Source organism: Eubacterium sp. AF17-7 (genome assembly GCF_003461285.1).
Lineage (GTDB): Bacteria > Bacillota > Clostridia > Lachnospirales > Lachnospiraceae > Eubacterium_U > Eubacterium_U album.
In genome coordinates, this window is the sequence record NZ_QTWU01000008.1 from 79096 (window position 1) to 94577 (window position 15482).

Genomic DNA, 15482 nt, shown 5'->3' on the forward strand with positions numbered 1-15482 from the left:
AGGCAGTCTAAGGACTGTCTGTTTTCATACAAATATTATGAAAGAGAGGACCTTAGCATGAAGAAAAAAGGTAATTTTAGAAAAGTAGTATCTGGCTTGCTGGCAGGCATGACAATGCTTAGTACCGTGTTGTCTCCGATGACTGCATATGCAGCGGAGATTCAGCCAGAGGAAAAACCGCCACTTTATGAGGAAGTGAAAGACCTTCTGGATGAAGATGAGGTGGTGACTGCCAAAGATTATGAAATCGAAACAGGCAGTGTATTTGATGTGAAATCAGACTACACAGGACTGGAAATCAAGGATGCTGACAAGGTTAAAGTCACATTCGAGGAAGCAAAGAACGACAAGGATGAGGATTTTACGACAGATCATGCGGACACTTACAAAGCGGTCTATTATGTGGAACCGGTAAATCAGGAGCATCCGAAGTATCAGATCAGCCGAAAGCTGATTGTGCGTGAGAAAGAAACAGAAGTGCAGACAGAAACTGCAGGGAGTGAAGCGGTAACCGAATCCGAAACAGCTGGCAGTGAACAGCAGACAGAAGAAGCGGAGGATTCCGAAGCAGACTCGGAGATTACCGATATTGATGCTGATGAATTTGATGATTTAGTAGAGCAGGCACAGAATCAGGATACCTATGATGAAGAATCAGGGTTAGAGCTTCACGATGTTTTGGAACAGGCAGGAGACGAATGGGTGGATCTTGATTCTATGGAAGAGGGAGAGATTGCAACATTTGAAGCAGTTTCGGCTTATTCAGCAAGAACTACACAGCAGGTAACGATTGAAAAAGGACCTCTGTATAGATATGCAGATTATAATCTTGGAACCTATCTGACAGAGCCGTACTATATCAGCTACGGAAGCGTCAGAGCAACTGCGTATTGTGTACAGCCAGCAAAACCAGGACCAGGATCTGGAAATTATACAATCACAAAGATCGGGGACAATCAGGCGTTAGCAAAAGTGTGTTATTACGGTACAGATGCCGCAGGGAGCGAAAGTTTTTTTGCGAATAAACACACGGATTTCTCAGAAGGAAAAAGATTCATCATTATTCACATGGCTGCATCGTATGCCAATGGAAGCAGTGATGCATTCTATGGAACAAATGCTACAGGCGAGGCTTTGGCAAAAGAACTCTATAATTATTGTGTGAATAAGCCGGAAATACCAGATGTAGCGATGTCATTTTCAAAACCGAATGTAAAAGCTTATGTAGATGGAAATGTTCAGAGAACGGAGAACATTAAGTTTAATGCATCTTCCCAGCAGAAAATTACAATGGACTTACCAAAGGGTGTAAAGCTCCATAATGTATCTACTGGAACTGTAAGTGCGGCAGGTGCAAGCGTAACAATTGGAGGAGGAACTACGTTTTATCTCTCAGCACCTCTGACACAGACAAAAGATGTAAGTGCTACTTTTTCTGCAAAAATGAAGGGTAGTATTACAAAAGATTATTCAGCATATAAACTGACTACGAATGCAAGTGTTCAGGATCTGGCATTTGTGTTTGGAGAAGGTGTCGCTGATGAAAAATATGTAAGCTTAAAGGTGTCCTGGATTGAACAGGCTACGATCGAAATCGTAAAGAAAGACGATACAGCGGATGTCAATCTTGCAGGTGCAGTATTCGGTGTATACAGCGATGAGGCTTGTACAAAGCTGATCACTCAGATGCCGGCAACAGATAAGAATGGAAAATCTTCTGTTACGATCATCAAGACACAGGATACCGTTTATCTGAAAGAGATCACAGCACCACAGGGATATGTAGTAAATGCAACGGCAACAAATGTAAAACTGGTAGCAAGTAAGACTTCCTCTGTGACTGTAGAAAATAAAGAACAGCTTGCAGAGCTTACCATTTACAAAGAAGGACAGGTTCTTACCGGAGCAGATGTCAGTGAAAATGGAACAGTATTCCAGTATGAAAACCGCAGACAGAAAAATGCAGTGTATAACGTGTATGCCGGGGCAGATATCGTAACTGCTTATGGCACAAAAGTGTACAGCAAAGGTGACCTGGTAAAAGATAATCTGACTACGGGAGAGAATGGTTCTGTTATACTGAAGAATCTGCATCTTGGAAGCTATGTGGTGAAAGAAGCAAAAGCACCGGACAATTTCTATAACGGCAGCGAAGAAAAGCCAGTGACTCTGACTTATGCCGGACAGAATAAAGAAGTTGTATTTGCAGATGTGACTTTTAACAACGAAAGACAGAAAGCAGATGTTTCCGTAGTAAAACAGGATAAAGATACAAAGAAACCACTGAATGGCGGTATTTTTGCTCTGTATGCATCCGATGATATTAGAAATGCAGACGGAACCGTTGTTGAGAAAAAAGGAACACTGATTGAGAAAGCCACTACTGGAGCAGATGGAACTGCAAAATTCACAGCAGATCTTCCGATTGGATATTCCTATTCCGTAAAAGAAGATCAAGCGCCGGAAGGCTATGTAAGAAATACAGAAGATGTGTATACGTTCAAGTTTTCTTACACCAATGATAAAGAAGCAACCGTATCATTTGCCCATACCTTCAGCAATGACCGTGTGACAGCAAAGATCAATTTATTCAAAGTTGATAAAGAAACAGGAAAAGCAGTACCACAGGGAGATGCCACACTGAAAGGTGCAGTTTATGGTCTGTATGCCCGTGAAGATATCGTGCATCCGGACGGAGCAACCGGAACTATTTATAAAGCAGGAGAACAGGTAGCATCTCTTACAACAGATGACAAAGGACAGTCTTCTGTAAAAGGTTTATATCTTGGCAAATATTATGTCAAAGAGATCACACCGCCGACCGGATACCTGGCAGATACAGAAGAGCATGATCTTGTGTGCAGTTATGAAGGAGATATGACAGCAGAAGTAAAAAGAGAGTGCACTTCCAGTGAGCAGGTCATCAAACAGCCATTTCAGATCATCAAAGCAGCCAACAATGGAAAGACCGATGCAGATCTGTTATCCGGAGCCGGATTTACAGTTTATCTGAAATCTTCCCTTACAAAGAAAGCAGATGGAAGCTATGATTTTGATTCTGCCAAACCAGTAGTGAGTGGAGAAAATGGAGCAACTGAGATTTTCACAGATGAAAAAGGGTATGCCTGCAGTATTCCATTACCATTTGGAAGCTATATCGTGCGTGAAACTACAACACCGCACAATTACAAGCCAGTCGATGATTTTGAAGTGAATATCACAGAACATCATCCAAACGAGCCACAGATCTGGCGAGTGCTTCTGGATGAAGAGTTTAAGGCAAAACTGAAAATCGTGAAAAAAGACGATGAAACAAAGAAATCTGTATTGATTGCCGGAACAGAATTTAAGGTATATGACCTGGACAACAAGAAGTATGTGGAGCAGGTAACAACTTACCCAGTGACAACTACTCACAAGTCCTATTTTACGGACAGCCAGGGATATCTGATCATGCCGAAGAATCTGAAGATCGGACATTACCGGATTGAGGAAGTCAACGCACCGGAAGGGTACACAATCAATAAGAACTATGTAGAGATTGCGGTGGATGCAAATACAGCATACCAGATGGATTCTGAGAGCGGAGATGCCATTATTACGGTAGACTATGAGAACCATCCGGTAAAAGGAAAGCTGACGATCTATAAAAAAGGTGAGATGCTGACCGGATTTAAAAAGGATTTTGTTTATGAAGAAAGATACCTGAAGGGTGCATCATTTCATGTCTATGCAGCTGAAAATATCTATACACCGGATTATCAGAAAGATGAAAACGGGAACAGACAGCTGATCTATGCAAAAGATGCACTGGTAACAACGGTAACGACCGGGGAAGACGGAAAAGCAGTTGCTGATAACCTGCCGCTTGGTTCTTACTATGTGGTAGAAAAGACTGCACCGGAAGGATTCGTCCTGAACCATGACAGATCGGATGCCGCATTTGTCTATGCGGATCAGGATACACCTGTGATCGAACAGGAAGTGATGGTTGGCGATGACCGCCAGAAAGTTGCAATCCAGGTAGAAAAACAGGATGCAGAAAATGGTGCAACCGTAGCAGGAGCTGTCTTTGGCATCTATAACACAGAAGATCTGAAGAATGAGAAAGGTGAGATCATTGTAAAGGCAGATACACTTCTGCAGGAAATGACTTCTGATAACGATGGTCTTGCAGCATGTACGCTGGATCTGCCGCTTGGACAGTATTATGTGAAAGAGTTAAAAGCACCGGCGGGATTTGTATCCTCTGATGAAGTTCTGAATCTGGATGCTTCTTACCAGGGACAGGATGTGAAGACAGTAAAACTGAAAACAGTGAAAAAGAACCAGCCGACAACAGTAGAAATTACAAAATCTGATATAACCACAGGTGTGGAACTGGATGGGGCAAAACTCACTGTTCTTGATAAAGAAGGAAATGTTGTGGATCAGTGGACTTCTGTAAAAGATCAGCCACATGTGATCAAACGACTGACAGTTGGAGAGGAATACACTCTTCGTGAGGAAATGGCACCGTATGGATATCTGAAAGCAACGGATGTGAAGTTCACGCTGGAAGATACTGCTGAGATTCAGAAAGTAGAGATGAAAGATGAAGTTCCGACAGGACTTCTGATCATCAACAAAAATGGAGAGTTTCTGGATAAGGTGACACTTTTGGATCATGTAAAAGGTACTGTGGAGCATCTTTTTGAGTATGTAACCGGAAGTCTTACAGATGTGACGTTCGACGTATTTGCTTCGGAAGATATCCAAGCGGCAGATGGTGTCAGTGAAGATTATTTCAAAGCAGATGAAAAAGTGGGAACCATTACCACAGATTCCAATGGTATTGCACAGATGGGAGATCTTCCGGCAGGAAAATACTATGTGAAGGAAGTAAAAACAGCCCATGGTTATGTGCTGGACAAAGAGCCGAGATATGTTGACCTTTCCTACCGTGATCAGGACACACCAGTCATCACTTATGATGAGAAATGGCAGAATGCCCGTCAGAAAGTAAAGGTTACGGTTCTGAAGAAAGAAAAAGATACAGAACGTGTTCTTGCAGGTGGTGTCTTTGGTCTTTATACCAGTGAAGATATCAAAAATGCAAAGGGCGAGGTACTCCTTGAGAAAGACAGTCTGATCGAGCAGCGGGTAACGGATGAAAAAGGACAGATTACTTTTACGGCAGATCTTCCGGTAGACGGAAAATACTATGTGAAAGAGATCTTTGCGCCGGACGGATTTGTTACAACAGAAGAAGTACAGGAATTTACCTTTGAATATGCCGGAGAAGACCAGGCAGAAGTAAGCTACGACTTTATTTTTGAGAATCAGCCAACCACAGTGGAGCTGACCAAAACAGACCTGACAACAGGTAAAGAACTTCCAGGTGCACACCTGAAAGTGACGGATTCAGATGGCAACACAGTAGATGAATGGACTTCTACGGAAGAATCCCATGTGATCAAAGAACTGGTGGTTGGCAAGGAATACACCATGACAGAGACAAAACCGGCAGATGGATATGCCACTGCAGAAAGTATTACCTTTACAGTAGAAAATACAGCCGAGATTCAGAAAGTAGAGATGAAAGATGATGTGACAAAAGTGCAGATCAGTAAGACAGATATCACAGGAGAAACTGAAATTCCGGGTGCGAAACTGACGATTCTCGATAAGGATGATCAGGTAGTAGAGAGCTGGACTTCCACAGAGGAAGCACACTATATCGAAAAACTTCCAATCGGTAAATATACCTTACGTGAAGAGCAGGCACCGAAAGGATATCTTCTGACATCGGATGTTAGTTTTGAAGTAAAGGATACTGGAGAAATCCAGAAAGTAGCTATGAAAGATGACACTGCCAAGGGAAAAGTGATTCTCAATAAGACAGATAAATCATCAGGAGAACCGCTGAAAGGGGTAGAATTTGAACTTCGTGACAGCAAAGGAAAAATTCTGGAAACCTTAAAGACAGATGCTGCCGGTCATGCAGAAAGTAAGCTGTATGAGATTGCCACATTTAAGAACGGCAAATATGATACCGCTATCAAGTATTATCTGGTGGAAACAAAGACACTGGACGGATACACACTGGATCAGACCAAGCATGAAGTGACATTTGCCTATGCAGATGACAGTACACCGGTTGTAGAAGTTACCTTTAATCTGACAAATGAGAAACCGGAAGTTCCAGAAACACCGAACACACCGGATATACCACAGTCCCATGAAGAGACAAAGGTATCAAACGCACCGAAAACAGGTGACAGCACGAATATCTGGCTGCCAATCTTGCTTCTTGTAATCTCCACAGGAGGTATGGCAGGACTTTATATCAGCAGGAAAAGGAAATAAGGAAACTAAAACCAACGGTTATGATTGGGAGCTTCTATGTGAGGCTCCCTTTTTCATACAAAAAAATCACAGAAAGGAACAGAAAACTATGATGAAAGCAATGGAAAAAAGACAGGAAGCACGAAAAAACCAGGAGAAAACAGTAAAGAGAATGATGGCTTATCAGAAGAAAGCCGAGCAGATGGTCAGCAGAAAAAGAATGAACCATCACATGATCAGAAAGGGGTAAAAGCGTATGATGAACAGAAAAGAATTTTATGAATATGTCAAAGACAATGTAAAGGAGTATCTGCCAGAGTCTTATAAGGACGCAGAAATTAAACTTCAGGAAGTAGAAAAAAACAATGGTTTGAAGCTGACAGGTATTACGATTCCAAACGGAGATCAGAGAATCGTACCGACAGTCTATCTGGATTCCCTCTACCAGGAATATATCCATGGAAAAGATGTAGACTCTTGTGTTGGGGATGTAGCTGATATGCGTATTGAGGCACAGGGAAAAGCAGAATTTTTTGATATGGGAGTTCCAGATATTCTGGATTATGAAAAGATGAAAAATAAGTTACAGGTAAGAATTTGTGACAAGGAATGGAATACCGATCGTCTGGCAGATAAGGTAGTCACAGAACACGGAGATTTTGCGGCTTATTATGCAGTAAACCTGGAGGAAAATGGAGAGGGAATCAGCAGTATTCCGGTAACAGTTTCTCTGATGAACGAATGGGGAGTATCTGTTGAACAGATTCAGGCAGATGCGATGATGGCAGATAAGAACAGAGGAGTGCAACTGGTGGATATGACACAGATTATCGAATCCATGATTTTTGGAGGAACACCAAAAAATCTTTTAAATGAAAAACTGGATATGGAAACCGTGGAGAATCCAATGTTCTGCCTTACGAATGAATCAAAGCTGAATGGAGCATCCTTGTTACTGCAGGAAGATATTCGAAAACAGATCGGGGAATGCCTGGGAAGCGATTACTTTGTCATTCCATCTTCCGTTCATGAAGTGCTGATTCTCCCTGATAACGGTATTTTTCAGGTTCCGGAATTAAATGCGATGGTACAAAAAGTGAATGAAACACAGGTGGAAAGACAGGAACAGCTTTCTGATAAGGTTCAGTTCTGTGATAAAAAGACCGCATTAATGGAAAATGCTGAGCGCAGGGAAGCTCGTTTGGAGAAAGAAAAAGCAACTGAAAAAGCGGAAGTAAAAGGTGGAATCCATGGAAGATTGGAGAAAGCCAAGGCAGAGATCAAGGCAAAAGAGGCAGACAAAGTGCCGAAGAATAAGTCAAAAGATCTTGCCGCAGCATTATAAAGAGAAACAACGATGATATTAAGGGGACTGTGCCAAGCAGTCCCTGATTTTATGAAAAGGAGTAGCACATGGCAAATAAATTATATGCAATGGAACAGCTGACGGAAGAGGTGGCAAAAGATGTAGCTGCCAGTCCGCAGGAATGGATGCGATTCCTAAACACTGCATCCAGATTGTACAAATACACTTTTCCAGAACAGCTTTTAATTTATGCACAGCGACCGGAAGCAACTGCCGTAGCATCCATGGAAATATGGAATCAGAAGATGTACCGCTGGATCAAAAAGGGATCCAAGGGGATTGCCTTGATTGACAACACTTCCGGACCGAAAACAAAACTTCGGTATGTATTTGATGTGCAGGACACTTATAAAGTGCGGAATCTTGGAAAGGATCCTCAGTTATGGAATCTTCCAGTAGAAGGAGAACATCTGGTGGCAGATTATCTGCAGGAGCAGTTATCACTGGAAGATACAGAAGGAGGACTTGCTGAAAGTCTGCATCAGGCAGCGAAGGAGAGTATGCAGGAATGGCTTCCAGATGCATTGGAAGAACTGAGACTGGATGTGACAGGGACATTTTTGGAAGAACTGGACGAACAGAATCAGGAAGTAGAATTCCGGGAACTGATGACCAATAGTGTCTGGTATGTATTACTAAAGCGGTGTGGACTGGATGTACAGGAATATCTGGATGCAGAGGATTTTCGGCATATTACGGACTTCAATCAGCTGAAAGTATTAGGACATCTGGGAAGTGCAGTCAACGAGATCAGCAGACCAGTTCTGATGCAGATTGGACGATATGTTCTGAATGATCTGGAAAATGACCTGAAAACGGTTGCAAAAGAAAAAGAAGTAGCTTATAATGAATTTAACACGTTAATTCGTGAAAGTAATACAGATAACACAGAAGATAAAGAAGAAAAAAAGGAGGAAACAGACTATGAGAGAGATCAGTTACAGCCAGAACGGAGAGTATCAGATTCCAGATATCAGCCTGGAAGAGACGAGAGGAACCATCGGCAAGTACGGAATGATGCGGAAAGAGTATCTGAGAAATCACAAGGTAGCCAGGTTCAACATTCTGACACTGCAGAACCGTCTGGACAGTCATCTGATGGAGATCGACAGCCAGGCAAGACAGAGAGTAGACGACCTGATGAACGAACTTCTGGAGAAAGATCCGGCACCGGACAAAATGGCAGACGGGATGGCATGGACCAGACACATGAACCAGATCAAGGCACAGGCAGAGGAGCTGGTGATTCAGGAGATTATTTACAGTTAAGTCTGTTCCCAACAGAAGAGGAACAGTTAGGAGAAATAAGGAAAGCGGCAGCTGCATTGGAACAGCCAGCCGCTTTTCTTATTTCCGATGAAGTGGTAAATGATATTCTCCGCACGGGAAGCGGACAGAAAAATACACTGTTTCATATTACAGCAAGACTGATTGAAGGTCTGGATAATGAAGAAATGCGGAGTTTTCTGAAAGATGAATATGGAACTGGTGGCAAAGGATTTACCATAGATGGTCGGAAAATCAGTATCTGGTATGACAATGATGGTATCCGTATCCGGCGAGGGGACTCTGCCAGAAGAAACTTTGACCGCATGGTTACGTGGGAAGAAGCAGCGAACAGAATTCGGGATATGTATGAGGATGGAAATTACGTGGATAATTTGATTTCCAATAATGCCATTGAACAGGAGCAGGAAGAAATGACCAATCTTCTTGCACTTCATTTTCGGGATACTTGCAGAAACTGGGAAAAGAAACAATCATATTCAGACTGGCAGGATGTAGTGAGTGGAGCATGGACAGATCAAGAGGAAGCAGATGCGATTGTCTATCGTTTTGAATGGCTACAGAAATATATGGATGAGAATCCGGGAGATTATCACCGCTGGGAGATTCAGCATAATCCGGAATATTTCCAACGCTTTCAGGATCTTCAGAGGGAGCGTTCCTGGGTAGACCAGAAATTTACGGTCGAACGTCCGGCACTATCCTTTATCACACAGGATGAAATTGACGCAGTGTTAAGAAGAGGCGGCATTACTGCAGGAGGACGTAACCGAATCTATGAGTATTTCATGGAACATCATGATATGAAAGATGCAGCTGAGTTCCTGAAAAATGAGTATGGAACAGGTGGTTCCTCACCCGGAATACCAGGAGCAGATGCTTCCGACGCATCCCATGATGCAAAAGGATTAAAACTTGCAAAAGGGAAAATTGGCAGTCCAGAGGTAGAAGTTTTATTAAAGTGGAACAAGGTTGCAGAACGTGTTCGCCAGTTAATCCGCACAGATGATTATTTGTCACCGGAAGAAATGGAAAAGTACGAAGAACGACAGGAAGCACAAAGACTGGCAGATTTGGAAGAAGCACAGCAGATGTTAGGAGAACAGCTGGAGCAGGATACTTTGACAGCGGAAGATATAACTGATTTGCGATTAGTTGATTCAGAATATATGTCTGGTACCAGAACAAAAATCCACGATTTTGATTGCAAAGTTAAGGGAGAAGCGAATCGACTTCAATACACATTAGAATATCATGATGATGGAGAAGGTTTCACGATTCATACGGAAAAAGATGATATTTGGAATCGAATGTCAACACAAGAATTGGAACGTCTGGATGTAAAACTCGGACAAGAAGTACTTTATTATCATTATCACAACAAAACTGTAAATGCGGATACCTTAGATAAATTACGGGAAATCAAGGAAGAAATCATGGAGGAAGAGTCTTCCTATTTTACTGCTATTTCTAAACGTGTGTGGACAGATTATGATAAAAAAGAAAAAGAACTGTCGGGAGAAGTTGAGGTATCGGAAGAAAAAGAATCATTGGAAGAGATTAACGGAATAGCAGAACTGATTCCAGCAACGAACTTCCATATCACAGATGATGAACTTGGACAGGGAACACCGAAGGAGAAATTCCGAGCCAATATTATGGCTATTCAGCTGTTAAAAAAATGTGAGGATGAGAACCGCAATGCGACACCAGAGGAACAGGAAATCTTATCCAGGTACGTCGGCTGGGGAGGTCTTGCAGATGCATTTGATGAGACAAAATCTGCATGGGAGACAGAATATCTGGAATTAAAGACCGTCCTTACACCGGAAGAATATGCTGCAGCCAGAGCTTCCACATTAAATGCTCATTATACACAGCCGATTGTGATTGAAAGTATGTATCAGGTGTTGGAGAATCTGGGATTTACAAAGGGAAATATCCTGGAGCCATCTATGGGAGTCGGGAACTTCTTTGGAAAGCTTCCAGAGAATCTAAACCAGTCCAAACTCTATGGAGTGGAACTGGACAGCATCAGTGGCAGAATTGCTAAACTTCTCTATCCAGATGCCAATATCCAGATCAAAGGCTTTGAGAAGACGGATTATCCCAATGATTTCTTTGACGTGACAATCGGAAATGTGCCATTCGGTGCATATAAGGTCAATGACCGTCAATATGACCGCTACAATTTTATGATTCATGATTACTTTCTTGCCAAGACTATAGATCAGTTACGTCCAGGTGGTGTAGCTGCGTTGATCACAACAAAGGGAACTATGGACAAGGCATCACCGGAAGTCCGGAAATATTTGGCAGAGCGTGCAGACCTGCTGGGGGCAATCCGACTGCCGAACACAGCTTTTAAGGCAAATGCAGGAACAGAAGTCAGTGCTGATATTTTGTTTTTCCAGAAGCGTGAGAGTTTCACAAAAGAGATGCCAGACTGGGTGAATTTGGAGAGTGATGCAAATGGGATTACCATTAACAAGTATTTTGTTCAGCATCCGGAAATGATTCTGGGTGAGATGAAAGAAGTGTCCGGTCCGTATGGTATGGAAACAACCTGTGCTCCAATGGAAGGTGCTGATTTGGAATTACAATTACAAGAAGCAGTAAAACACATCAAGGGAAGCATGGCACCAGCAGTAGATGTGGAAGCAGAACTGGATGAGATGCCAGAGAGTATTCCGGCTGATCCAAATGTTAGAAATTACAGCTATACGGTAGTAGATGATCAGGTATATTACCGTGTCAATTCTTTGATGAATCAGGTGAAAATGCCTGCCGCCACTGCAGAACGTGTGAAAGGCATGGTTGCAATCCGTGATACTGTTCGTGAGTTGATCGCCATGCAGATGGAGGAATCCGTCACAGACGAAGAAATCCAGAAACAGCAGGAGAAACTGAATCAAGTATATGATACCTACACGGTAAAGTATGGAGTCATTGGAAGTAATGCCAACAAACGGGCGTTTTCTGATGACTCTTCTTATTGCCTATTGTGTTCTCTGGAAGATCTGAACGAAGATGGAACATTGAAGCGAAAAGCAGATATGTTTACAAAACGAACCATCAAAAAGGCAGTAGCAGTAACCAGCGTAGAAACAGCGACAGAGGCGTTAGCATTATCTTTGAATGAAAGGGCAAAGGTAGACCTTCCTTATATGGCAGAGCTGACCGGAAAGACTGAAGAGAAAATCACGGAGGAACTGGTTGGAGTTATCTTTAAGAATCCACTGACAGACCAGTGGGAGAGTGGAGATGAGTATTTATCTGGAAATGTCAGGGATAAATTAAACACTGCGAGAACCATTGCCGAGAGTCACCCGGAATTTACACCGAATGTCCGTGCATTGGAGGCGGTTCAGCCGAGAGATCTGGAAGCATCTGAGATTGAGGTACGTGTTGGAGCCACATGGATTGAACCTTCGGATTATCAGGATTTTATGGTAGAACTGCTTCATACGCCATGGTATCTTGCACAGAAGGAAATACAGGTAAAATTCTCTGAGGTAAATGGTGAGTGGAGGATTACAGGAAAGAATGCCGACAGTCCAAGAAATGCGTTTGCCTATGCAACGTATGGAACTGAGAGAGCAAATGCCTATAAGATTCTGGAAGATACCCTGAACCTGAAAGATGTACGCATCTATGATAAGAGTGTCAATGAGAATGGTGATGAAATCCGTGTCCTCAATAAGAAAGAAACCATGCTGGCATCGCAGAAGCAGGATGCCATGAAAGCAGCATTTAAAGACTGGATTTTTAAAGATCAGCAGAGGCGTGAACGACTGGTAAAGGTGTACAATGAACGATTTAATAGCATCCGTCCCCGTGAATATGATGGCAGTCATTTGACTTTCCCAGGAATGAATCCGGAAATAGAACTTCGTCCGCACCAGAAAAATGCAGTTGCACACCAGCTTTACGGAGACAATGTGCTTCTGGCACATGTAGTAGGAGCTGGGAAGACCTACGAAATGGTAGCGGCGGCAATGGAAAGTAAAAGACTGGGATTATCACAGAAGAATCTCTTTGTCGTGCCAAACCATTTGACGGAGCAGTGGGGTGCAGAATTCCTACAGTTATATCCGGGAGCCAATATCCTGGTTGCAACCAAGAAAGATTTTGAACCAGCAAACCGAAAAAAATTCTGTGCCAGAATTGCTATGGGGAATTATGATGCCATTATCATTGGACATTCCCAGTTTGAGCGTATTCCAATCTCTGATGAGAGGCAGGAAGCTATGCTGCGGAAGCAGATTGATGATCTGGAAATGGCAATCCAGAGTGCAAGGTATGAACAGGACGGCGGACGTTATACTGTCAAACAGATTGAAAAGACCAGAAAAACCCTGCAGACAAGACTGGAAAAACTGAATCAGAAAGAGAAAAAAGATCAGGTAGTTACGTTTGAAGAACTGGGCGTGGATCACTTGTATGTCGATGAAGCACACAGTTATAAAAATGCGTTTCTCTATACAAAAATGAGGAATGTAGCCGGGATTGCGCAGAACGAAGCACAGAAGTCGGCGGATATGTTCAATAAATGTCAGTATCTGGATGAGATTACCGGAGGAAAAGGCATTACCTTTGCTACGGGCACACCGATCAGCAATAGCATGACGGAATTATATGTTATGCAGCGGTATCTGCAGAACAGCAAATTACAAAATATGGGACTTGGATTGTTTGATTCCTGGGCTTCCACTTTTGGAGAAGTTGTCACGAGCATTGAACTTGCACCGGAAGGAACAGGATATCGTGCAAAGTCCAGATTTGCACGGTTTTATAATATTCCGGAACTGATGAATATGTTCAAGGAGATTGCAGATATCAAGACTTCTGATCAGTTAAAGCTTCCTGTGCCGGAAGCGGAATATGAAACAGTGGTGCTGAAACCAACAGAACAGCAGAAAGAAATCGTAGAAAGTCTGGGAGAACGTGCAGAAGTTGTCAGAAACGGTGGGGTAGATGCCTCGGTTGATAATATGCTGAAAATTACCAATGATGGAAGAAAGTTAGCATTGGATCAGCGTTTGGTGAATGAATTATTGCCAGATAATCCGGAAAGCAAAATAGCAGTCTGTGCAGAGAAAAGCTATGAAATCTGGAAAGATACAGCAGCACAGAAATCAGCACAGTTGATTTTCTGTGATTTGAGCACACCGAAAGGCGATGGCAGTTTCAATGTTTATGATGATTTGAAGCAGAAACTGATAGAGAAAGGTGTACCGGAAAAAGAGATTGCGTTTATTCATGATGCAAATACAGAAGCAAAAAAGACGGAGCTGTTTGGGAAAGTGAAATCCGGACAGGTTCGTTTTTTGATTGGCTCAACAGCAAAGATGGGTGCAGGAACCAATGTGCAGGATCGTTTGATTGCCCTGCATCATCTGGATATTGGTTGGAAACCATCTGACTTGGAACAGAGGGAAGGACGTATTATCCGTCAGGGAAACCATAATAAAAAGGTTCATATCTTCCGGTATGTAACTGAATCCACATTTGACAGCTACATGTGGCAGTTGATCGAAAACAAGCAGAAGTTTATTTCCCAGATCATGACCAGCAAAGCACCGGTCAGAAGCTGCGAAGATGTGGACGAAGCGGCACTGTCCTATGCAGAGGTCAAAGCACTGGCAACCGGAAATCCAGCAGTAAAAGAGAAGATGGCATTGGATGTGGATGTGGCGAAATTAAAGCTTTTAAAAGCGAACCACATGAATAACCAATACCGACTGGAAGATGATATTGCAAGGAATTTTCCGCAACAGATTGCAAAATTGATGGAGATCATTGACAGCTACAAGGCAGATATCGCTCATTTTTCTGAGCATAAAATTACAGATCCAGAGCAGTTTTCTATGGAAATCAGTGGCAAAGTGTTCACAGAAAAGAAAGAGGCAGGAGCGGCTCTTCTGGCGGTCTGCAAAGACATTAAGTCTGTAGATGCAGCTATGGACATTGGAAGTTATCAGGGATTTAACATGAGAATCCAATTCGACAGCTGGAGCAAAGAGTTTATCCTGTCTGTAAAGCATGAATCGGTAGCTAAAGTTCGGTTGGGAGCCGATGCCCTGGGAAATATCATTCGTATCAATAATCTTTTAGAAAGTTATCCGGAAAAACTGGCAGAAGCAGAACAACGGCTGGAAACGGTACAGGAGCAGATGACAAATGCCAAAGAGGAAGTCGGGAAGCCATTTCCAAAAGAAGAGGAGTTGAACCAGAAACTGGAGCGACTGTCAGAGTTAAATGCACTTCTCAATATGGATGAGCGGGAAGATACAGAAACAGAGCAGTCGGAATCAAAAGAGAAAGAAGAAAGACCGGTACGAGGTTCTATTCATGAGAAACTGCAGATTTATAAAGAAAAGAGTCAGCGGGAAAGTGAAACTGGCAAGGAAACCAGAAAATGGGACTTCGGTCTGGAATAAATAAACAGGAAAGATGGCATAATTTGGTAGAAGAAGGTTCTGCCGGTTATGCCTTTTTT

The 15482-nt window shown here is 42.6% G+C and carries 4 protein-coding genes; all 4 read left to right on the forward strand.

Translation table 11 applies throughout. From position 1 onward, the window contains the following. Window positions 1-57: 57 nt before the first annotated feature. The 4 genes from DWW96_RS08675 to DWW96_RS08685 all read left to right on the forward strand — a co-directional run bounded on the left by DWW96_RS08675 (window position 58) and on the right by DWW96_RS08685 (window position 15423). On the forward strand, window positions 58-6348 hold the full coding sequence (locus DWW96_RS08675) for a SpaA isopeptide-forming pilin-related protein (protein WP_117910137.1): 6291 nt from the start codon (window positions 58-60) through the stop codon (window positions 6346-6348). 88 nt (window positions 6349-6436) lie between these two features. Further along, window positions 6437-6577 carry a hypothetical protein gene (locus tag DWW96_RS14260; protein WP_008688072.1) on the forward strand — a complete coding sequence of 47 codons (141 nt, stop codon included), beginning with the start codon at window positions 6437-6439 and terminating at the stop codon, window positions 6575-6577. 6 nt (window positions 6578-6583) lie between these two features. Further along, entirely contained in the window at window positions 6584-7672 is a 1089-nt protein-coding gene (locus DWW96_RS08680; RefSeq protein WP_117910138.1) for a DUF5688 family protein, read from the forward strand. Between the two features lie 68 nt (window positions 7673-7740). Next, the gene (locus tag DWW96_RS08685; protein WP_117910139.1) at window positions 7741-15423 is read left to right on the forward strand and encodes a DEAD/DEAH box helicase family protein; all 7683 of its coding nucleotides are present in this window, start codon (window positions 7741-7743) and stop codon (window positions 15421-15423) included. Window positions 15424-15482 lie beyond the last annotated feature (59 nt).

What these genes read in the sequence shown, in the direction of transcription:
- DWW96_RS08685 (WP_117910139.1), top strand. Translation starts at nt 7,741, where the DNA reads ATGGCAAATAAATTATATGCAATGGAACAGCTGACGGAAGAGGTGGCA.
- DWW96_RS08680 (WP_117910138.1), top strand. Translation starts at nt 6,584, where the DNA reads ATGATGAACAGAAAAGAATTTTATGAATATGTCAAAGACAATGTAAAG.
- DWW96_RS08675 (WP_117910137.1), top strand. Translation starts at nt 58, where the DNA reads ATGAAGAAAAAAGGTAATTTTAGAAAAGTAGTATCTGGCTTGCTGGCA.
- DWW96_RS14260 (WP_008688072.1), top strand. Translation starts at nt 6,437, where the DNA reads ATGATGAAAGCAATGGAAAAAAGACAGGAAGCACGAAAAAACCAGGAG.